The sequence below is a fragment of the Bdellovibrionales bacterium genome (genome assembly GCA_019750295.1).
Taxonomy (GTDB): domain Bacteria; phylum Bdellovibrionota; class Bdellovibrionia; order Bdellovibrionales; family JAGQZY01; genus JAIEOS01.
In genome coordinates this window covers 121,136-140,931 of the sequence record JAIEOS010000008.1, presented here as the reverse complement: position 1 = coordinate 140,931, position 19,796 = coordinate 121,136, and the positions used below count along the sequence as shown (strand labels likewise).

20 protein-coding genes and 1 tRNA gene are annotated in these 19,796 nt (G+C 45.8%); 13 read left to right on the top strand and 8 right to left on the bottom strand.

The genetic code is table 11. The features are described from left to right. Positions 1–33 precede the first annotated feature (33 nt). A complete protein-coding gene (locus K2Q26_02300; GenBank protein MBY0314322.1) occupies positions 34–1,188 on the top strand; it encodes a radical SAM protein in 1,155 nt (384 codons plus the stop codon). Here K2Q26_02300 and K2Q26_02295 read toward each other — a convergent pair. Next, on the bottom strand, positions 1,182–1,496 hold the full coding sequence (locus K2Q26_02295) for a hypothetical protein (protein MBY0314321.1): 315 nt from the start codon (positions 1,494–1,496) through the stop codon (positions 1,182–1,184). The genes K2Q26_02300 and K2Q26_02295 overlap by 7 nt on opposite strands. A 214-nt stretch (positions 1,497–1,710) precedes the next feature. Between K2Q26_02295 and K2Q26_02290 the strand changes: the two genes are divergently transcribed. Beyond that, positions 1,711–2,334 carry a hypothetical protein gene (locus K2Q26_02290; protein MBY0314320.1) on the top strand — a complete coding sequence of 208 codons (624 nt, stop codon included), beginning with the start codon at positions 1,711–1,713 and terminating at the stop codon, positions 2,332–2,334. Here K2Q26_02290 and K2Q26_02285 read toward each other — a convergent pair. Both K2Q26_02285 and tadA read right to left on the bottom strand, forming a co-directional pair. After that, positions 2,331–3,020 (bottom strand): hypothetical protein, encoded by a 690-nt coding sequence (locus K2Q26_02285; protein ID MBY0314319.1) that lies wholly within the window; start codon positions 3,018–3,020, stop codon positions 2,331–2,333. The two genes, K2Q26_02290 and K2Q26_02285, sit on opposite strands and share 4 nt — an antisense overlap. A gap of 107 nt (positions 3,021–3,127) precedes the next feature. Next, on the bottom strand, positions 3,128–3,601 hold the full coding sequence (tadA, locus tag K2Q26_02280) for a tRNA adenosine(34) deaminase TadA (protein MBY0314318.1): 474 nt from the start codon (positions 3,599–3,601) through the stop codon (positions 3,128–3,130). A gap of 438 nt (positions 3,602–4,039) precedes the next feature. On the opposite strand from tadA, the gene rpsU reads away from it, so the two are divergent. The 5 genes from rpsU to K2Q26_02255 all read left to right on the top strand — a co-directional run bounded on the left by rpsU (position 4,040) and on the right by K2Q26_02255 (position 8,520). Beyond that, positions 4,040–4,240, top strand: a complete 201-nt coding sequence (gene rpsU / locus K2Q26_02275) for a 30S ribosomal protein S21 (GenBank protein ID MBY0314317.1) — start codon at positions 4,040–4,042, stop codon at positions 4,238–4,240. Between the two features lie 2 nt (positions 4,241–4,242). Next, on the top strand, positions 4,243–4,692 hold the full coding sequence (locus K2Q26_02270; GenBank protein ID MBY0314316.1) for a GatB/YqeY domain-containing protein: 450 nt from the start codon (positions 4,243–4,245) through the stop codon (positions 4,690–4,692). 11 nt (positions 4,693–4,703) lie between these two features. Then, complete coding sequence (gene dnaG / locus K2Q26_02265; protein MBY0314315.1) at positions 4,704–6,593, top strand: DNA primase; 1,890 nt, start codon at positions 4,704–4,706, stop codon at positions 6,591–6,593. Next, on the top strand, positions 6,590–8,392 hold the full coding sequence (gene rpoD / locus K2Q26_02260) for an RNA polymerase sigma factor RpoD (GenBank protein MBY0314314.1): 1,803 nt from the start codon (positions 6,590–6,592) through the stop codon (positions 8,390–8,392). Before dnaG ends, rpoD begins: the two co-directional genes overlap by 4 nt. 51 nt (positions 8,393–8,443) lie before the next feature. Next, positions 8,444–8,520 (top strand) — tRNA-Met (locus K2Q26_02255). Between the two features lie 400 nt (positions 8,521–8,920). On the opposite strand, the gene K2Q26_02250 is transcribed toward K2Q26_02255, so the two are convergent. Then, positions 8,921–9,682 carry an alpha/beta hydrolase gene (locus tag K2Q26_02250; protein ID MBY0314313.1) on the bottom strand — a complete coding sequence of 254 codons (762 nt, stop codon included), beginning with the start codon at positions 9,680–9,682 and terminating at the stop codon, positions 8,921–8,923. Positions 9,683–9,911: 229 nt separating this feature from the next. On the opposite strand from K2Q26_02250, the gene K2Q26_02245 reads away from it, so the two are divergent. The 3 genes from K2Q26_02245 (at position 9,912) to K2Q26_02235 (ending at position 12,566) form a co-directional block, all read left to right on the top strand. After that, a complete protein-coding gene (locus K2Q26_02245) occupies positions 9,912–10,418 on the top strand; it encodes a DUF3015 domain-containing protein (GenBank protein ID MBY0314312.1) in 507 nt (168 codons plus the stop codon). Between the two features lie 281 nt (positions 10,419–10,699). Beyond that, positions 10,700–12,343, top strand: coding sequence for a DUF4105 domain-containing protein (locus tag K2Q26_02240; GenBank protein ID MBY0314311.1), 1,644 nt, complete (start codon positions 10,700–10,702; stop codon positions 12,341–12,343). Between the two features lie 16 nt (positions 12,344–12,359). Next, positions 12,360–12,566, top strand: a complete 207-nt coding sequence (locus K2Q26_02235; GenBank protein MBY0314310.1) for a hypothetical protein — start codon at positions 12,360–12,362, stop codon at positions 12,564–12,566. A 7-nt stretch (positions 12,567–12,573) separates the two neighbouring features. On the opposite strand, the gene K2Q26_02230 is transcribed toward K2Q26_02235, so the two are convergent. Further along, the gene (locus tag K2Q26_02230; protein ID MBY0314309.1) at positions 12,574–13,386 is read right to left on the bottom strand and encodes a hypothetical protein; all 813 of its coding nucleotides are present in this window, start codon (positions 13,384–13,386) and stop codon (positions 12,574–12,576) included. A 74-nt stretch (positions 13,387–13,460) separates the two neighbouring features. Then, entirely contained in the window at positions 13,461–14,663 is a 1,203-nt protein-coding gene (locus K2Q26_02225) for a methyltransferase domain-containing protein (GenBank protein ID MBY0314308.1), read from the bottom strand. A gap of 83 nt (positions 14,664–14,746) precedes the next feature. Here K2Q26_02225 and K2Q26_02220 point away from each other — a divergent pair, with 83 nt between their 5' ends. Beyond that, a complete protein-coding gene (locus K2Q26_02220) occupies positions 14,747–15,295 on the top strand; it encodes a DUF1415 domain-containing protein (GenBank protein MBY0314307.1) in 549 nt (182 codons plus the stop codon). Here the strand turns inward: K2Q26_02220 and K2Q26_02215 are convergent. Then, positions 15,257–16,096, bottom strand: coding sequence for an SAM-dependent methyltransferase (locus K2Q26_02215; protein ID MBY0314306.1), 840 nt, complete (start codon positions 16,094–16,096; stop codon positions 15,257–15,259). The two genes, K2Q26_02220 and K2Q26_02215, sit on opposite strands and share 39 nt — an antisense overlap. A gap of 198 nt (positions 16,097–16,294) precedes the next feature. Here K2Q26_02215 and K2Q26_02210 point away from each other — a divergent pair, with 198 nt between their 5' ends. Then, on the top strand, positions 16,295–16,762 hold the full coding sequence (locus K2Q26_02210) for a hypothetical protein (GenBank protein ID MBY0314305.1): 468 nt from the start codon (positions 16,295–16,297) through the stop codon (positions 16,760–16,762). 5 nt (positions 16,763–16,767) lie between these two features. On the opposite strand, the gene K2Q26_02205 is transcribed toward K2Q26_02210, so the two are convergent. Then, positions 16,768–17,295 carry a lipocalin family protein gene (locus K2Q26_02205; GenBank protein ID MBY0314304.1) on the bottom strand — a complete coding sequence of 176 codons (528 nt, stop codon included), beginning with the start codon at positions 17,293–17,295 and terminating at the stop codon, positions 16,768–16,770. A gap of 222 nt (positions 17,296–17,517) precedes the next feature. Between K2Q26_02205 and katG the strand changes: the two genes are divergently transcribed. Then, positions 17,518–19,746: a catalase/peroxidase HPI gene (gene katG / locus K2Q26_02200; GenBank protein MBY0314303.1), complete on the top strand. Its 2,229-nt coding sequence runs from the start codon at positions 17,518–17,520 to the stop codon at positions 19,744–19,746. The last annotated feature ends 50 nt before the right edge of the window (positions 19,747–19,796 follow it).

The window sequence follows — 19,796 nt, the reverse complement described above, 5'->3', positions numbered from 1 at the left end:
ACACTCGCGCCGCACGGGTGTTAGCCCTTCTTTATGGCAGAGGCCTTTTGGTCGGAATACGATTTCACAAAAATTCCATTTTCGTCGGTGAGCAAAACAGGTCAACGCAGTCTCCTCTATCGCGATTTATTTACCGTCAGTTGGCTCTTGGGACGCTACTGTAATTACAAGTGCTCCTACTGCTGGCCTTATGCGCGCTCCGATGTTCGTGATCATCGCCCGAAAGAGTTGGTGATTCAAACCATCAACGAAATTAAGCGACAGGCTCGACAGCGGGGATTTAATTCTTTTCATTTTTCTTTTAGCGGGGGAGAGCCCACCCTGCATCCTGGGTATTTAGAATTTCTTAAGCACTATGCCGACGATACGGTGAATACAAACTATCAGTCACTTCATATGACCACCAACATGAGCGCCGGAGTTGCCTTTTTAGAAAAATACGCAGAAGTCACACGTCCTTTGCACCGAGTGAGCGTGACCGCAAGTTATCACAAAGAGTTTGCGGACAAGAATAAATTCACCGAAAAATTAATTTTTCTCCAGGAGCACGAAATCCAAGTGACCATCAATATGGTGATGGTGCCTGAACGTTTTGATGTTTTGTGGGAGGAAGCTTTGGAGTTTCATCATCAGGGAATCAATGTGACTTTGAAACCTCAAAGCAACACATCGGCAACGGCGGTGGTGAGTGGGTATAGCGAAGATATGCTTGTTAAACTCCAGCGCGGGATGCCTCAGCGGGATTACACAAGGGCCCGTTTACAATCCCAGCGGCGAGAATCTCAAAGACCGGTGGCCGCTGTGGAGGCCTTAACTCCTCACGCACTGAATTCAGATTCGCCCGAATTCCCAACCGCGACGATGCAAGTGGAGCTCGAAGATACTCAAGGAAACAAATGGTACATGGATCAAGCGGAACGTTTTAATTCTTTTGGGTTTAATAATTTTAAAGGATGGGTGTGCAGTGCAGGTTATCGGAGCATTATCATTCGCGAGCCCGACGGAATGATTAAACGAAGTTACAGTTGCAATGATCTTCCTTTGGGAAATATCGAAACGGGCTTTGAGTTATTTCCGTCGCCTCAACTTTGCACAACATCCAGCTGTGTGAGTAGCGCCGATAGTAAGATTCCAAAGCGTAAAAAAGATTATCCGTCACCCTTATGGAAGGGCGATCAGACTTATTGACTGACGCCTTCGCCACCCTGTCCGTTGTAAACAGAATTGACGATGGAGTTGGTAGAAAGAGGTTTACCGGTGGGTGAAAGCCAAGCTTGGGTCGAAGGAGCCGATGTTCCTCCCGCAAGGGCCATCGCCGTTACGATATTCGCAATGCCGGGGAGAGTGTTATTGGCACTCGTTCCGTTAAGATTGGTCTGATTGTAAGGATTTGTTGCGCCCGAAGCGGACATATTGGGATCAGTTGTTGTTAAACGCGCGAATGCATTTAACGAAAAAAGAATAGCCGTTGTAGCTATTAAAGATCTAACAAACACTGAGCCCCCTCATAATAAAAGTATACATCTTACCTATCGTCATAACCTCAAATTCAGTTAAAAAAAAGTGAAACTGTATCAATCTGGGACGGGCGACAGTCATCTTCATTTTAACCACGAAACACCTCCAATATAGACGGCTTGACGAGCAAAAAGGTTAATGGGGTATAAAAAGAAGTAAAGTTTTCCAAGACAAAAGTCCGATGGGTGTCTCATGATGAAAACAATCTTAATATTTGGAATCCTGATGGTGAGCTTAAATGTCTCTGCGTTGCACGTTCGCGTGACTTTTAAAAACGGTGATGTGGACGATACTTTCAGTCTCATCTATACACCGGATAAAATGATCTTAATTTCGAATACGAACCTGTCATTGTCAAATAGCCAGGTCGGCATTTCTGAATGCCGCAATTGTAAAAATTCGAGGTTTGAAATTGAGCAAACCCTAGCAGATGCGAATCCCGAAATGATTAAACCCTTAAGTGGCTCCGATGATAAGAGTGGAATGGACATATTCGTGAATGGCCGAGAAGTTCCGAGGGGATCGGGCGCCTATATTAAAATAGCGGCGTTTATTACGAACGATTCCTCATCGGAAAATTTCAGGCTCTTTAACGGTGAGAAGTTAATTCGATCGAAAGCGTTGAGTGTACGTCAACTGGATGGGACGGTTCAGTTTTATCCTGAGGCTCTCACTGTGGAGGAGTGGAACCATGGGAGGAAGCTTCCGGACAAGGTCTATTCTCCCGAAAAATTTTGCAGGAAAAATGCCTACGGAAACTACTGCATGTTTAAATCGGGGAAGGTGTACGAAAACATTTTACCGTGGGTAAATTAGTTTTCAACCCAATCTAAATTGGGATCGAGTTGCTCCTCGGAGTAGCCTCCCCAAAGAACTTTATTGTAGAGCAGATTATGGAGGCCCCATTTGTCGGTGGTGAGATTGGTTTTGTAGGGCGTCGACTTCAAGCAGTTGGATTTCATCGCTCCGCCATTGGCAGAGAGGGAGTTCCCATTTTGCCCGTACCAACAGGTGCTGTCGACACGCTTCTGGAGAGCTTTGTTGGGAGTAAATCCATCGAGGGTCACCAAGCGAAAATGCGAGGGATCTTTCGCGAGCTCGGCGATGCGATTGGAAATTGCGGCGCCAGAGCTGTGGCCGGCGATGATAAAAAACTTATCGGGATGACTATCGATATCCGCCACCGCTCTTTTAATGTTAGCAGCAGCACCGGCAACGGCAGAGCTATCACTGGAAGAGGCTTTGGGAGGATATTCGTAGCCTTCGTACTCTCGAGTGGGATCTTTCGCGCGAGCGGCTGCGGCCCAGCGATTGACTTCATCTTGTGTGGCTTTAAACCCGCCGACGAAAATGACTTTTTCGTTGCTCATGGGTGGGATGTCTTGAATCTCGGTATCGGCAGGAGTCTCTGGTGATCCAAGCTGCTCGCCCACGGGAGCGGCGTTGCTATTTCGAGAACAAGCGACAGAAAGAACAAGAATAAAAAGTAATGTATATTTCATACATCACTTCTCGGAGTTCTAAATTTTCAATTGCAGAGTCCTGATAAAAAATGGCCATTGGGCTAGCCAAGGAGAGCCGAAGCGATTTATGGAAATAGTTCCATCATTTATTCTTCACTCAAGGAATTCGATTTTTTACGACGCTCCGAAAAAAACTTTTTAAGGAGTTGAGAAGATTCATCGGCGAGTACACCTGCGTGATGTTGAACATGATGATTGTGTTGAGGAGCATCGAAAAGTTGAAACAAGGATTGCGCACCCCCTTTGGAATCCGAAGCCCCATACACCAAATCCGAAACCCGCGACTGAATAATCGCCCCAGCACACATCAAACACGGCTCCAACGAAGTGATCAAAGTACAACCGGTCAAGCGCCAGCTCCCTAGCTTCTCGCAAGCCAACTTCAAAGCCAAGATCTCCGCATGCCCCAAAACCGTCTGATCCGCCTCGCGATGATTAAACGCCTCCGAAATCAATTCTCCCTCGCGAACCACCACAGCCCCCACAGGAACCTCTCCCAAATCATAAGCCCGCCGAGCCAAAACCAAACAATGTTCCATCCACTTCAAATCATCACGCATACCCCACCTATAACCACCGAACCCCACACATAAACTACGCACCGCACAAGCAACCCCATCCCAAATATCGTTCCACCCGAGAAGCCGTCCCCCGAAAATGCCTCCCGAAAATAAAAAAAACCCGCGATTGAAATCCCCCCCCCAAACGGCGCAGCCGAACCCCTGAAGTTAACCCCCGGGGATAATTGACATTTTTGGAATGGTTTTTGATTTGCCGTTTCGCGACCGTCCCGTGCGAGCAATGCGTATCCGGGTTGCGCTCACGAAGTGACGCAATCCGAAGACGCTTTGCACCCGTCGAGGGCAGGGAGCGAAACGGCAAATCAAAAACCATTCCAAAAATCTCAAGCATTCCCCTAACTTCCAGTCGAACGACGTTTGCATTATGAAAGTCCCTTTGCTATATAAACAAGCTCCGAAGGGCAGGTGAATTTAATTATGTCATTAGTAAAACTAAGAGACGGTGAAAGCTTTGAACAAGCGTTCCGCCGTTTCAAAAAATCCTGCGAAAAATCTGGAGTTCTTTCCGAAGTTAAAAAGAGAGAACACTACGAAAAACCGGGCGTTCGTAAAAAGAAGAAATCTCTTTCTGCGCGCAAACGTGTTGTGAAGAAACAAAGAAGATTCGGAGATTACTAGTAATGTCTTTAAAGTTAAAGATTACAGAAGATACCAAAGAGGCGATGAAAGCCAAAGACATGGCGAAGGTGAGCACCCTTCGCTTTTTAACCGCAGCGGTTAAAAACAAAGAGATCGAAGTTCGTCCGAACACGATCACCGAAGACGATATCTTAAATGTAATCAAGAAATCTGTGAAGCAACGTCAAGACTCCATCGAAATGTACGAAAAAGGTGGACGTCTTGATCTCGTCGAGCAGGAAAAACTCGAGCTTAAAATTATCGAGAGCTACCTTCCTCAACAACTGGGGGCGAGCGAAGTGGAAGCGATCGTTAAAAAGATTATCGCGAGCACTGGTGCCACCTCAATCAAGGATATGGGCGCGGTGATGAAAGCCGTGCAGGCCGAAACTAAAGGTGCCGCCGATAATAAAGTGGTGAGTGAACTCGTTCGCAAAGCCCTCCAGGCATAAGGCGAAACAATTTGTTATTTTCTCAAGAATTTATTGAACAGGTCCGTGATGCCAATAATATTGTTGATATTATTGGTCAGCACACACAATTAAAAGGCCGTGGACATCAGTTCACGGGTTTGTGTCCCTATCCTGATCACAACGAGAAAAGTCCTAGTTTTTCGGTTTCAGAAAGCAAGCAACTTTATCACTGCTTCGGTTGTAAAAAGTCGGGGAATGTCTTCACCTTTTTAGAAACGTTTAGCGGGTTGTCGTTTACCGATGCTATCGAATTTTTGGCGCGTCGAGCGGGAATTGCTCTTCCGACCAATGAGCACGAAGATAAAGAAAAAACCAATAAGTCGATCCATTACCGTATTAATAAATATGCGGCGTCGTTTTTTCATCGGGCTTTGACGAGTCTTCCCGAAGATCATCCCGTGCGAAAATATTTGGTGAGTCGCGGGATCACCAACGAAGCTATTGAAACTCTTAAGCTCGGTTATGCTCCGGAGGCTTGGGATTCTTTGGCTTTGTTTTTAAAACAAAAGCAAGCTCCGGCCTCAGAGGCAGAGAGACTCGGCCTGATCCGTTCGCGCAAAGAAAAAAATGGTCACTTTGATCTTTTTAGAAACCGACTGATGTTTCCAATTATCTCTGTTCAGGAGGAAGTGGTCGGTTTTGGTGGTCGTGTTCTTAAAAAAGAAGATAAGCCCAAATATTTAAACAGCCCAGAATCTCCGGTGTTCTACAAAGGGAAAACCTTTTACGGATTAAACCTCACCGGGAAACACATTCGTCAAAAAGACACCGCCGTTGTCGTAGAAGGCTATATGGATTTCACCGCGCTTTACCTCGCCGGCGTGGACAATGCGGTGGCCACGCTGGGAACAGCAATGACCGACGATCATGTGCGTTTACTCAAAAAGTACACTTCGCGCGTGGTCCTTATGTTTGATGGAGATTTCGCCGGTCGACAGGCGGCGGAGCGCAGTTTGACGACGGTTCTTCAGCAAGGATTGTGTCCCTTGGTTGTGTTTTTGCCGGACGAGTTGGACCCCGACGATTTTGTAAAAAAAGAAGGCGCGGCCGCTTTGCAAAAGCGCATCGATGAGGCGCCGGAATTATTTATTGAACTTTTAAAAGAGTGGATGAGCGAATTTAAATTTTCGGCCCATGAAAAACTCGATCTGATGGAAAAAGTGAAGCCGATTTTAAATTCGATTAGCGATCCGAGCCTTAAAAGTTTGTACATTAAGGAAGTGGCCACTCGTCTTACAGAGGACGAAAAGTGGGTTTTGGCTCAACTTCAGGAGACCGCGAAGCCTAAAGACAAACTAACCGCTCCGGCGGCGCCAAAGTCTATACCTCAGCAAGGCAGGCCGGAAGGTGCGGAAGCATCTTGGGTGGACGGCCGCAGCCAGGCCGCTCCTCTCGGAGCGAGTACGGTGATGCCTCAGCGAGCCGATCTTTCAAAGGCCCCAAAAGAGGAACTTTTCCTCTTGGGAGCTGTGGTTAACTCGGTGGATTTACTCGAAAAAGTGGTGGAGGCGGGGGTGATCCCCGAAGTCTCTCACAGTGAGGTGCAGCGATTGCTCCAATTCGTAGTAGACAAGTATAGACATTCTCCAGAGGGCTTTGATAAGCTGGCCCCTTTGGTTGTTTCGCAATTGAAACGCCCTGAAGAACTTACAGGTTTGTTTAAACTTTGGTCCCCAAATGGGGAAGAAAACGAGTCTTCAAAGGCAGTGGACAGTTGCATAAAAAGAGTGAAAGACAGGCATTTTAAGCGCCAGAGCGCCATTATCGTCGGACAGCTAAGGGATGTGAGGGATGATGCCTCCATCGAAAAGTTGGAACAGATAATGAATATAAACAAGAATCGAATTTATCTTAATAAGAACGTTAAGGGAGAACCATGACTAAAGTGAAAAAAGAAGAGGCCCCTACGCTATCTCCAGAAGAGCAATTGAAGACCGTTAAAGAGGAACTCAAGAAGCTCTTAGAGATTTCAGCGAATAAAGGTGCCTTGACTGTTGTAGAAATCAACGAGTCATTAGTCCCTGAGCTCACTTCAGCCGCTGCTCTTGATGCGATCATGCAAGGATTAGAAGTCCAAGGCATTAGCATCATCGAACACGTCGCCGAGGAAGGCGATGATGAGGAGAGCAGTTTCCTCGAAAATCCAGATAGCGAAGAAGAAGAAGACGCGGCGGAAGAGACCGATGTCAAAGGAAACGATCCCGTCCGCATGTACTTGCGTAAAATGGGAAGCGTTTCTCTTTTAACTCGCGAAGGTGAAGTTCAGATCGCGCAAAGAATCGAAAGCGGAGAACGTCAAATCGTTCGCGCTATTTTGACAACGCCGATCGGAACTCGCGAAATCGTAAACCTTGGTGAGCGTGTGGATAAAGGTCGTCTTAAAGTGAAGGCGATCTTCCGTGGATTAGAAGACGAAGACACTCAGTACAATGAACAAGAATACATCGATAAAATTCATGAACTCATCGGCGAAGTTAAAAAATACGAAAAGAAAGTCAAAAAGCATTTTAAAACTTTGGAAGATGTGAATTCACCAGAGGCCGAAAAGAAGACGGCCGAAGCGGAAATTTCCGTAATGGTTGATGAGCTTATGGTGAAGTTTGAATCGATCAACTTTAATCGTAAAACCATCACTCGCGTTGTGATTAAGTTTAAAAACTTAGTGACACGTATGTCACAGCTCAATAGCCGCGTGAAGGAAGCCGTAACGAAGTCTTTCTCTAAAGACATTAATGGCATGAAGGAACGTTTCAAAAAAGTCGAAGCCAGCGAGAAAGAAATCTCGGCTCTCACTCGTGAGACGGGACTGACTTTTAACAAGTTCAGCACGCTTCATGCTCAAGCTGTCGATGCGCAAGATCGTTTAGAGAGACTCACGAGCGACACGCAGATGCAATTTGCGTGGATTAAAGAAACCAATACGGCCATCTGGCGCGGGGAGCGTGATGCAGACCGTGCGAAATCCGAACTCGTTGAAGCCAATCTTCGACTTGTGGTTTCAATTGCTAAAAAATACACCAACCGTGGTCTTCAGTTCTTGGATTTGATCCAAGAAGGAAACATCGGTTTGATGAAAGCGGTGGATAAGTTTGAATATCGCCGTGGATACAAATTTTCGACCTATGCCACTTGGTGGATTCGTCAGGCCATTACCCGCGCGATCGCGGATCAGGCCCGCACGATTCGTATTCCAGTGCACATGATCGAAACAATTAACAAATTAGTTCGTACATCTCGTTACCTCGTTCAGGAATTGGGGCGTGAGCCACAGCCGGAAGAGATCGCAGCGAAGATGGATATGCACGTGGATAAAGTTCGCAAGGTCTTAAAGATCGCCAAAGAGCCGATTTCTTTAGAAACCCCAGTGGGTGAAGAAGAAGATTCGCACTTGGGAGACTTTATCGAAGATAAAAAGGTGATCAATCCTGCAGAAGCGATTGTGAACCTGAACTTGGCAGAGCAAACCCGTAAGGTTCTCTCGACTCTCACCGCTCGTGAAGAAAAAGTTCTTCGCATGCGTTTTGGTATCGGAGAAGAGAGCGATCATACGTTAGAAGAGGTCGGCCAAGACTTTAACGTGACTCGCGAAAGGATTCGTCAGATCGAAGCCAAAGCGCTTCGCAAGCTCCGTCATCCTTCGCGTTCTGCGAAACTAAAAACGTTCATCGATAATTCGTGATAGTGCAAAAAAAAGCCGTTCGTAAGGATCGGCTTTTTGCATTCTACCTACGGGGGTATAGCTTAGTTGGTTAAAGCATCCGGCTCATAACCGGAGGATCCTTGGTTCAAGTCCGAGTACCCCTACCAACCTTCGAAGAAGGTTCATCGATTCTCAATTCTCCATTTTCAAAACAAATTTCACCAACTCGTACAGACCGCTTTGCGGCCATGCACTGTCGCCTACGCTTCGCTACCGGCTCGGTGCATATGCTCCGCACTCAAACGCGCCCCCGGGGCGTTTCAGCAGCGGGCACGACGAGTACCCCTACCAACCTTCGAAGAAGGTTCATCGATTTTCGATTCTCTATTTTAAAACAAAGTTCACCAACTCGGACCGATCGATGATCTGTTAGTGCTTAATACTTAATAATCTAGTTCTGCAACGTAGATAGATCTCTGGCCGGCCATCAGATCCTGTCAGCTGTCGCGGTTTATTCTTGAGGAATTAGTGGGGGAGCGCATGGGTCTTTGCTAAAATGGAATTGAGCTATTTCTTTTTGAGCTGGCTAACGCGTTCTGCGACTTTCACGTAGAAGCGCTCGCCCTGTTCCCCTTCTTCAATGAACATAAACTGTAAGTGTTGGCAGTTCGGGATACTCCAAAACTCTTTGGGCTCTTGGGCAAGTCGGAATACCTCTTTACCCATAGAGGGGTCCACAACGCGGTCATTCTCGCCATGAACGACGATTAATGGTGTCGGGGATATACGCGCGATATCCTCTTTAGGAGATTCCGAGTTATCAGCAAGAAGCCAAGCCAGGGGCTGAAACAAATAGGTGAGCACAGAGTTAGAGAACAGCGAACGTGCCTGCTGGCGGTAATCGGCAAACGTAGAATCCGCCAGCATAAGGGAAATGGGAACTTCGTTTTTAATTTGAGCGACAGACCGAAAAGCAATAGCTCCACCAAGGCTTTGCGCAAAAACGACAAGAGGCTTTTTAGGATGTTTCGAGTGCATCCATCGAATCGCGGCAACTCCATCTTGAACAACTCCTTTGGGATTGGGACTTCCCTCAGATTCTCCATAGCCTCGATAATCAAACGTAAGATATGCAAACCCGCGCGAGGGTGCTTCGTAAAGTGAAAAGAAATGGGTCGTTAAATTTTCGGCATTACCGTGGAAGTGAACTATGACTGCGGTGGGTTCTTTTTTATCGAGGGGCGGGAAGTACCAACCATGAAGTCGAGTTCCGTCTGCCGATTTAAAATATACTTCTTCAGGCTGAAGGGGCATCTTATCGCGGTACACTAGGACTCTTTTTGACGGGAAATAGTAGAAAGAGCTACATCCCCATAAACTCAAAAATAAGCAGAAACCAAGTCCAAATTTGATACAACTCCGAAGCATTTATTAAGCTTCCTTGATGAAAATCGACTTGTCTATTTTTTAAATCTGTAAAATACAGCGCAAGATAAAGATTCCAGCCTTTAATACCGATAGAAAGTAACAGGTTAATTTTATTTGAAAGGACCGTTCGATGTTAAAAATCTGCTTTACTTTTCTACTAGCAGTGCTCTTTATAACACCTAATTTGAGTTTCGCCAGAAGTTCTGGAAAAACTAAAAACGCATGGACCCAGTGTGGAATTGGCGCGGCCATTTTTCCTAACTACGGCTCTCTTGCTGCCATTTCGAATATCATTTGGGATTTAGGAACTACGGCTTCGACAAGCTCCTCTTCGACGCCCAGTCAGTGCGCCGGCAAAGGGGCATCTGTGGGTGTACTTATTTATGAAAACTATGCCAATGTTGAAGAAGAAACCGCCGTGGGCCAAGGCGAACATCTTAATGCGATGCTAAACATTCTTGGTTGTGACAATTCTATTCAATCAGATCTCATTAAAGATGTGCGTGCCGACTTTTTGAATGACGTTAAAAACAGCTCTTACATGAAAAAAACGAAGCTTGAAAAGACCGAGTCGCTATACAATAATGTTATGGACAAGGCTGGTAAGAAATACGCTAAATCTTGTGCTATGAGCTAACGATATCGATCGTTGACTCATTCATTGATGAGTCAACGGGGATAGATGATTAGACCAATACTTTTGTTTGTTTTTTTTTATCTCCTTTCGCCGTTCTAGAGACGGCGAATTCAGAGTCTGATCTTTTAAGTATTTCTCAGAATAAACAATGGTCCCATCTCCTTCATTATCGCAGATCACTTTGGGGAGGTTTTAAAAGTGAAATCAGCTCCCCTGATTTTTTCCTCAGCCCTAACGGTTCCTCCAGCTTACTCGATGAGCTCTTAGCTTCGCTCAAAGCCATGTCAGAACCCGCCGGCGTTAACACCAATCTTCATGCTCAGTGCCGCTTCCCCGCAAGGTACAAGTTGTTGAAGCGGATGCTTTACGAAAAATCATCCTCGTGGCCCCAAGTCTTGTGTCCCGACTACTTAACATTTTCACACCGAGGACAAATCGAATCGATCAGTTTGATTTTCGCGACGGGATATCTGTCCAATCCGGCTTCGTATTTTGGCCATCCTCTGATAAAATTTAATCTACCTGCATCGAAAATGCCGAGTTCCTTGCTGGATGTCTCTGTCAATTTCGGTGCTGTCACGCCTCCTGATGAGAATGGTTTTGTTTATGCCGCTAAAGGACTCTTTGGGGGTTACGATGCGACGTTTTCACATCGTAAATTCTATTACAACAATCACGCCTATGGAGAGGTGGAGTTAAGAGACATGTGGGAATATCGTCTGAATCTTAATTCGGATGAGGTGGAACTTTTTTATTCCCACATATGGGAGCTCCTAGGAAAGAAGTTCCCTTATTTCTTCTTTACGGAGAACTGCGCCTCTGCGGCCGCAGCCATCTTAGAGCAAATTACCGGTGAAAAAGTGCTGCCTTCCTATTTGCCCTACGCATTGCCGTATATTCTTTTCGATGGGCTAGCTTATGCTCAAAGATCCAATGGAGAACCACTCGTTCGTTCCATTTCATTAATCCCATCGCGCCAGACAAGATTGATCGCTCGCTATAAAGATTTAAGTTCTGATCAGAAAAAGTCCGTTCAAATGATATCAAATGGGGCGCCAGTCTCTCCGATTTTAGAATCTTTGCCTCCGCAGACACGCGCGGCACCTATCGAAACTTTATTGGATTATTACTCTTTTCTGGCAGTTAAGGATAAAAATTTTGAGGAAAAGAACGAGGCGTTTTCGAAGCGGAGGCAGGAACTGCTCGTCGAGCGCTTAGAGTTACCGTCTTCTACCCCGACCGAAATGAACTATAATCTTAATCCGCCCAGTAAAGGCCCTCGTCCCTTTTTGTTAAGAGCGGGAGTGATCAATAGCTCAAAGTTTCGCACGGGTGGAGAGTTTCAATTGAGAACCACCTATTACGACTTTTTATCTCTCGATTTTGGAAGGCCGAAATTTTCAGAGGTAAAGACATTAGATGCTACATTCAACTATTTCGACAATTCGATTTGGATGCGAAAGTTGGATCTCATTGCAATTTCGACACTTAACTTATCGCAAACGGGTTTGCCGGACGAGGGGGGGTGGGCTTGGCGATTTTCGACAGGCGTCGAAAACTTAAATTTAGCATGTAAGTACTGCGACTTGTTTAAAGTAGAGGTGGGTTTTGGTAAAGGTTTTCTGATACTAGATCGCCAGGCGATCTTCGTTCTCGTAGACGTCCGCGCTCAAACACGTACAGAAAATTCTGGAACTCTTGCAAGTACACCGATGTTGGGTGCACTGATTGACTGGTTTCCGTCGGGACTTTTCAAAACAGAACTCAATTTTGGTTATAGGGCGTATCTCGAAAAAGATGATGCCGATGCCACGATGATTAAAATTGATAACAGATTAGGCTTAAGTCGAGACTGGGATTTACGCATATCTTATGAAAAACACGTCGACGAATGGATTCGATTATCAATTTCGTGGTATCTTTAATAAGGGAGGTATTCAAATGATTCTAAATAAAATTAAATTTATGTTTTTATCTTTAGCTTTAGCATGCACGTCTTGCGTAAGTCATAAGCCACAGTATACCTCGATCCATGATGGAATTCGTTGTCCGCAACCCCATCAGAGTTTAGCATCGAAGGACACTCAAATTAAAAGAAGTCCGTCTTCCGAGAAAGCGCATGTCTGTGACCAGCTTTTTGTAAAATAACATCTGCTTATAGATTGCGCGTTGCCATTCCAATATTGATTGAGAAGAAACTTCCGTCATCAGCTTTATAATTTTCGGGAGGTTCGCCAATGGTACGATCTTGATCGTTCGATCCGGCTTTTCGAGATGCGGTTGAGTATCTAGTGGTTATAAAAAAGTCCCTGTAATTAATTTCTAAACCGACAAAATTAAATTGAGTCGCAAGATACCCAGTGTATCTAGCCGACGGAGAGCTTATTCCCTCATCTTTAACTTTGTGAAGAAAGTGGTATTGCGAACCCCAGCCTGAACCTAATAGGAGATAGGCTGAGGCATTTCTTGTTTTTATAAATTTATACTTTAGAACACTTTGTGCTGCACCTGATGGGAATATAAGTCCCAAAGTACCCATGTACAATACATCGGCTTGAAGCTGAAAACGTTCCGTTTTAACTATGAGCCAATCTATTTGTGCGCCCATCGGCAGGAAGATATCGAAAGGTACTAATTGCATAATAAAGGATGCAGAAAAGGAATCATTTAAGCGAAGCCATGCGCCGACTGAACCATTGAACTTGGACTCTTCGTCGACACGAGTTCCATCTGAAAGAGTGATACTTTGGTTTCCCTGATGAGCTTCGCTCGTAATAAATGCTCCATTATTCAAATCGAAAACCGAAGCGGGCATTAGTATCGGCAACGGACGCCTTTTTTCGTAGGATTTTTTATCTGGCGGTGAAGCGAAAGAGAGACTTCCGGCAAGTGTGATCGAAATGAGCGCCAGTATCTTCGCGGGCGAGCCGGCGAAAATGATACAAAAAGTTTCTATGATTTTAATCACTCAACAAATTTAGCATTGGTATTTCAATTTTCCACCTAAAATCAAATGGCCCGGACTTTTACAACAACCTAAAATCAATTCTTTCTGAGGACAGCGGCGTAAAAGCCGTCGGTGTTGTGCTGGTGGGGCCATAGTCTATGCTCTGCGAGCAGCGTCCAGTTTTTTCCATTGGGGGAATTGAGGAACTCTTTCACCTGATCTTCGTTCTCACGCTTGAGAATACTGCAAGTGGCATAAACCATAATTCCAAGGGATTTACACATTTTTGAGTATCGATGGAGGATGTCCCTTTGAGTTTGGCAGAGCTCGTCGATTTGCTCGGGCGTCATCTTCCATTTGGTGTCGGGATTTCGGCGTAGAACTCCAAGGCCTGAACAGGGGGAGTCGATGAGCACACGATCAAATTTATTTTCTAAGCTTTGGATGATCTTGGGAGATTGTATCAGTTTCGTCTCTATGATTTTTGCTCCGGCGCGCGCGGCCCGCTGTTTGAGATCCTGGAGCTTCATCTCATGGATATCCATGGCGACAATTTTCCCTTTGTTCTGCATCAGAGCGGCCAAATGCAGAGTTTTGCCTCCGGAGCCTGCACAGGCATCCACGACAGTTTGGCCAGGTTCTACTTGTAAAAGTGGAGCTATGGATTGCGAGCCGGCGTCTTGCATTTCGTAATCGCCGTTTTTAAAAGAGTTCGTGGCGAAAACGTTTTTACGTTCTTTGAGATACAGGCTCTCGAGGGGAAAGAGGGAACCTGGCACCTTGAGAGCGGTGATTTTTTCTTTTTTTAGATCTTGGATGAGTTTTTCGGTATTTGTTTTTAACGTGTTGGTGCGGAGGTAGATCAGGGGATCTTTATTGAGTCCTTGGAGGATGGTGGGCCACTGGGCGGAGAATTCTTTTTGACCAACTTCGTTGAGCCAGTCGGGAATGGAATGCTCTATGGCCAAAGGCTTTTTGAGGCTCATCCGGCTTTTGACTTTGCCGGGATCTATTTTGCTCAGCTCGGGACGTGCGACAGGTTTTAAGTTTTGGGTCACGAGGTATGCGGCAATGATCGACCAGAGCTCTTCCGACTCCGCGAGGAATTCGAGATATCTTTTTTGGCGTATGATTCCGTAGACCGCTTCAGCATAGAAACTTCGATCTTCGGGTGTCCAGTTTTTATTCGCTCGCAGATATTTGTCGATCATGCGATCGGCATGTTTTCCCTTTTCAAACACTTCGATCAGGGCTTGAGAGACGGTATTTAGAATATGAAATTGGATAGCTTTGCTCAACTGGGTATTCTCTACTGTTAGGTCATTGGAGCTTGTCATTACTCCACTCTCACCCTAAGGTGAAGTTCAACTATAGGTAACTTATGAATGATCATCTGTCCATCGTTGGCGAAATGCAAACCTGGCTCGAAAAGTCGGTGATTGGGCTTAATTTGTGCCCATTTGCAAAGGCCGTCCATCTTAAAAAGCAGATTCGCTATCATGTCAGCTCCGCGTCCACCGGGGAGGAACTGCTGCGAGATTTAATATCCGAGTTACAGCTTCTAGAAAACACCGACCCCATCGAAATCGATACGGTTTTGTTGATTCATCCCGATGTTCTCAGTGATTTTCTCGACTACAACGATTTTTTAGAGGTCGCTGATGCTGCATTATTAGAGCTCGGATTGGAGGGAATCTTTCAAATCGCGAGCTTTCATCCGCAGTATCAATTTGCAGGAAGCTCCGTCGATGACATCAGCAATTATACCAATCGTTCTCCCTATCCAGCGCTCCATATCTTGCGCGAGGCGAGTGTAACGAAAGCTGTCGATTCGTATCCTGACGTCGAGGGTATTCCTGAGCGCAATATTCAAACTCTTAAGGGTTTAGGCTTAGACGGTTGGAACAGACTCGGTGTTGGCCGGCGTTGAGAAGCGAGTCTGCAACTCCTGGAGTCCGACCTCTTCTAGAATTTGATGAAGTCGGTCACTAGCGCGTTTCCTTGGTCCTTCGATCTTTGTCGCAACGATAAGTTCGTTCTTCATCGAGTGCTCATGGCCGACGAGTTCAGTCACGGTCACTTTATATCCATGAGCCTCTAAGCGTAAGCACCTTAAGACGTTCGTGAGATGACTCCCAAATTCACGAGTGTGAATCGGATGTCGCCAAATCTCTGTGAGAGGGTTCGCCAATTGCCGAGGTTTGTTTTGCTTTAAAGTTTTGGCCACTTCTGCTTGGCAACAAGGAACCAGAAAAATATGTTTTGTATTTTTGCGAAGAGCAAAATCAATGGCGTCATCAGTGGCGGTGTCGCAGGCATGAAGTGCGGTCACGATGTCAATTTTTTCGGGAAGCTGTTGGGATTCAATGGAATCATTGACCGAAACGTTAAGAAACGACATATTTTTGAAGCCAAATTTCTTTTGCAGTTCACTGGATTTTTTCACCAGCTCATCTCGCGTTTCCACGCCGTAGACATGACCTTTTGCTAAATCCTTAAAGAAGAGATCATAAATAATAAAGCCCAGGTAGGATTTGCCAGCCCCGTGATCGACGAGATTTAGATCGGCGTTGGTTTGAAGAAGGTCCTTTAAAAGGGGCTCCACAAAACCATAAAGATGATAAACCTGTTTGAGTTTACGTCGACTATCCTGATTGATTTTTCCGTCGCGGGTAAGGATGTGAAGCTCTTTAAGGAGTTCAATGGATTGACCATCCCGCATTTCTTCCAGGGGCTTTTTCATGCCCTGGATGTATCGCAAAAAACACAAAAGATACAGTTTTTGAGTCGTTTAGTTCCCAGTTGCAAATTAGAAGGTTTTAGCGGGTCCTGCGCCCCAGTTTTTCGTGCAAAACTAACCATAAAGTTCGTTAATTATTGACCCTAAGGCGTTTATTCTCCAGTATGGCCCAAACTTAACAAGGACCACATGATGAGAGCAATGGGCGAATTTCCGGGACATATTCTTCTTAAAGGGATCGAGGCGAAAAAAGCTTTAATGGCTGAAGGCAAAACAGAAGAAGAGATCTCAACTTCTATCGGCGAAACTTTTAAATATGCAGACGCCAAACTTAAGAACTTTATAACGGCAGTAGGACTTGCGGAGCCTAAGACCGAAAATCTCTATCGTGTTCGTATTTTTTCTTTTAACGAAGGCGAACAAGTCCCAGAGAACGCAACAAAGATCGAAGAGCTTCATTTTATTACCGAATACTTTGGCGACAAGCCGGCTCCAAAGCCTGTGACAGAAAAAGTAGATCCTCGCAATCGCGGTGGTGGGAAAAAAGATCGTCCTAAAGGACCTAAATCGTCCCCTTGGGGTCTTTCTCCTGAAGAATTAAACGCGAAGAAAGAAGCCAGCGCTCGCGCCGCTGCGGCGAAGACAAAAGCTCCTTAGATGGATTAGCGTCTATGAGGTACGGTCGTCTTAATTGTGGGATCGTACCCAACTTCTCGAAGCTGCTGTTGAGCGGCTTTGATTTTCTCTTCGGGATTTTTCCAATCTCGAGCCATAATCCATAAATATTTTTGGCTAGGTACACCGATCGCGGTCCACGAATAGTCATCGGCCAAAGCCACAATTAGGTAGTCAAATTGAAGAGGCCACCACGGCTGAACCGTCCACGTCGATTTCGTTTGCTTATTTTGCACCCAGCCCCGCTGAGGAATGGATTTCTTTTCCCCGTCGAACGAACCTTTGTTGTAGGTAAAACTAATTTTAATATGATCTTCATCCGGGTCGAGCTCGTAGCTTTCGATCCCATTATGGGCATCCACTTCGAAAGACGTAAAGCGTCCTCCTAAGACATACCAGGGTCCCATAAATTTAGGGATATCGACCTTGGGGACTGTTTGCACCGGAGGGGTGGACGAACACCCTGTGATAAATGCCATGAGGGTAGAAACCAGAGTCCATTGAGAGCGGGCCATGTGACCTCCTTTGATCGAAACTAGATTCGGATAGATCTGAAATTAAGGCAAGTGACGAAAATCTGAGTTGCATATTTTTTGTGCTACATAGGCCAATGGCCTCGGGGATTCTTTCGATTTTTGAGCCCATGATAGCTTAAGTCTATCGATTGATTTGTTTTTATACTTTTACTCGTGAACAAAATTTGTATAGGCTCAACCTACACACAGGAGAATAAAAAAATGCAAAAATTAGTCAACATAGGCTTACTTGTTTTTTTTGGATTTCACAGCTTAACTTTCGCTGCGACAGTCACACAAAACACGAAAAGTCTTGATCGTTCAAATATTTCAAACCAGTTTTGGTGGCCCGAGCGTTTAGATCTAGCGCCACTTCGTCAGCACTCGATGGAGTCCAATCCGCTGACGGCAAAGTTTAATTATGCCGAAGAATTTAAAAAATTGGATCTCGCGGCTGTTAAAAAAGAAATCGCACAATTAATGACGACACCTCAAGATTGGTGGCCACCGGATTACGGTCACTATGGTCCTTTCTTTATCCGTATGGCTTGGCACAGTGCTGGGACCTATCGTGTAATGGATGGCCGCGGTGGCGCCGGCGGTGGACAACAGCGTTTTGAGCCTCTCAATAGCTGGCCCGACAATGCCAACTTAGATAAAGCTCGTCGTCTTTTATGGCCCATCAAAAAGAAATACGGAAACAGTCTGTCTTGGGCGGACCTTATGGTTCTTACAGGAAACGTCGCTCTCGAATCCATGGGATTTAAATCGTTCGGTTTTGCCGGTGGACGAACTGACGATTGGGAAGCCGATCTCGTTTACTGGGGTCCTGAGAAGAAATTTTTAGACGACAAACGTTACTCTCAAGGTCGCAAATTGCAGAAACCATTAGCCGCGGTCCAGATGGGTTTAATTTATGTGAATCCAGAAGGACCTAACGGGAAGCCCGATCCATTGGCTGCGGCTAAAGACATTCGCGAAACTTTTGGTCGTATGGCGATGAACGACGAAGAAACCGTGGCTCTTATTGCCGGTGGACACACCTTCGGGAAAGCCCACGGTAAAGGGAGCGCTAAAAAATGTTTAGAAGCCGCACCCGCTGGCGCAGGCCTTGAAGAGCAAGGATTTGGTTGGAAGAACAAATGCGGTACCGGAAAAGGGATCGATGCTCATACCAGCGGTCTCGAGGGAGCTTGGTCTGTAAAGCCGACCGAATGGACGATGCAATATCTTGATAACCTCTATGCCTTCGAATGGGTTCAAACAAAAAGTCCTGCAGGAGCTATTCAGTGGATTCCCAAGGATGGCAAAGCGGCGAATCTGGTTCCTGATGCTCATGATAAAAACAAACGTCATGCGCCGATCATGTTCACTACAGATATCGCGCTGAAGATGGATCCAGAGTATCAGAAGATCACGAAGAGATTTAAAGACAATCCTAAGGAATTCGAATTGGCTTTCGCCAAAGCATGGTTCAAGCTCACTCACCGTGATATGGGACCGCGCACTCGTTACCTCGGCAAAGAAGTTCCTCAAGAGACTCTTATCTGGCAAGATCCGATCCCGGCTCAAGAGGGTCGAGTGATCAGTGATAGCGACGTATCTTCCCTTAAGAGTAAAATTCTTAAAAGTGGTTTGACTGTTTCCGAATTAGTTCGCGTCGCTTGGGCGGCAGCGGGATCTTTCCGTGGAACTGATCTTCGAGGTGGTGCTAACGGTGGCCGACTTCGCTTAGAGCCTCAGAAAAACTGGGCCGTGAATGACCCAGCGGAAGTGGCAAAAGTTTTGGGCAAACTCGAAGAGATTCAAAAGGGATTTAATGGATCTTCTAAAAAAGTGTCCATGGCTGATTTGATCGTATTAGGTGGAGTTGCTGCCATTGAGCAAGCGGCAAAAGCCGCGGGACAATCGGTGAAAGTTCCATTTACTCCGGGACGTATGGACGCCAGCCAAGAGCAGACAGATGTGTCTTCCTTTGCGTATCTTGAGCCTAAGGCCGATGCTTTCCGTAACTATTACAGTTCCCAGAGCCCAATGTCTCCGGCAGAAATGCTCGTAGATCGCGCGAACCTTCTCACTTTGACCGTGCCTGAGATGACAGTTTTGATCGGTGGAATGAGAGCGTTAGGAGCCAACACGCAAAAAACTAAACACGGAGTCCTCACGGATAAACCAGAGACTTTGGACAATAGCTTTTTTGTAAATCTATTGGATATGTCGACTCAGTGGAGAAAATCTTCGAAGCCGGATCTCTACGAAGGCGTCGATAGAAAAACGGGTGCCGTAAAGTGGACTGCTACTCCGGTCGATCTTATCTTTGGATCTCATTCAGAGCTCCGTGCCGTGGCCGAGATTTATGCAGCTGAAGATGGCAAAGCGAAATTTGTTAACGATTTCGTCAACGCCTGGAACAAAGTGATGATGTTAGATCGCTTTGACGTCAAACGATAGAACGTTAAAACAGATTCCCCTTAAGTCTTAAGGGGAATCCCATCCCCTAA

Bases quoted from the DNA above. Each gene is read 5' to 3' on its own strand.
- K2Q26_02300 (MBY0314322.1), top strand. From the start codon at position 34: ATGGCAGAGGCCTTTTGGTCGGAATACGATTTCACAAAAATTCCATTT.
- K2Q26_02290 (MBY0314320.1), top strand. From the start codon at position 1,711: ATGATGAAAACAATCTTAATATTTGGAATCCTGATGGTGAGCTTAAAT.
- K2Q26_02285 (MBY0314319.1), bottom strand. From the start codon at position 3,020: ATGAAATATACATTACTTTTTATTCTTGTTCTTTCTGTCGCTTGTTCT.
- tadA (MBY0314318.1), bottom strand. From the start codon at position 3,601: ATGCGTGATGATTTGAAGTGGATGGAACATTGTTTGGTTTTGGCTCGG.
- rpsU (MBY0314317.1), top strand. From the start codon at position 4,040: ATGTCATTAGTAAAACTAAGAGACGGTGAAAGCTTTGAACAAGCGTTC.
- K2Q26_02270 (MBY0314316.1), top strand. From the start codon at position 4,243: ATGTCTTTAAAGTTAAAGATTACAGAAGATACCAAAGAGGCGATGAAA.
- rpoD (MBY0314314.1), top strand. From the start codon at position 6,590: ATGACTAAAGTGAAAAAAGAAGAGGCCCCTACGCTATCTCCAGAAGAG.
- K2Q26_02245 (MBY0314312.1), top strand. From the start codon at position 9,912: ATGTTAAAAATCTGCTTTACTTTTCTACTAGCAGTGCTCTTTATAACA.
- K2Q26_02240 (MBY0314311.1), top strand. From the start codon at position 10,700: ATGTCAGAACCCGCCGGCGTTAACACCAATCTTCATGCTCAGTGCCGC.
- K2Q26_02235 (MBY0314310.1), top strand. From the start codon at position 12,360: ATGATTCTAAATAAAATTAAATTTATGTTTTTATCTTTAGCTTTAGCA.
- K2Q26_02220 (MBY0314307.1), top strand. From the start codon at position 14,747: ATGAATGATCATCTGTCCATCGTTGGCGAAATGCAAACCTGGCTCGAA.
- K2Q26_02210 (MBY0314305.1), top strand. From the start codon at position 16,295: ATGATGAGAGCAATGGGCGAATTTCCGGGACATATTCTTCTTAAAGGG.
- K2Q26_02205 (MBY0314304.1), bottom strand. From the start codon at position 17,295: ATGGCCCGCTCTCAATGGACTCTGGTTTCTACCCTCATGGCATTTATC.
- katG (MBY0314303.1), top strand. From the start codon at position 17,518: ATGCAAAAATTAGTCAACATAGGCTTACTTGTTTTTTTTGGATTTCAC.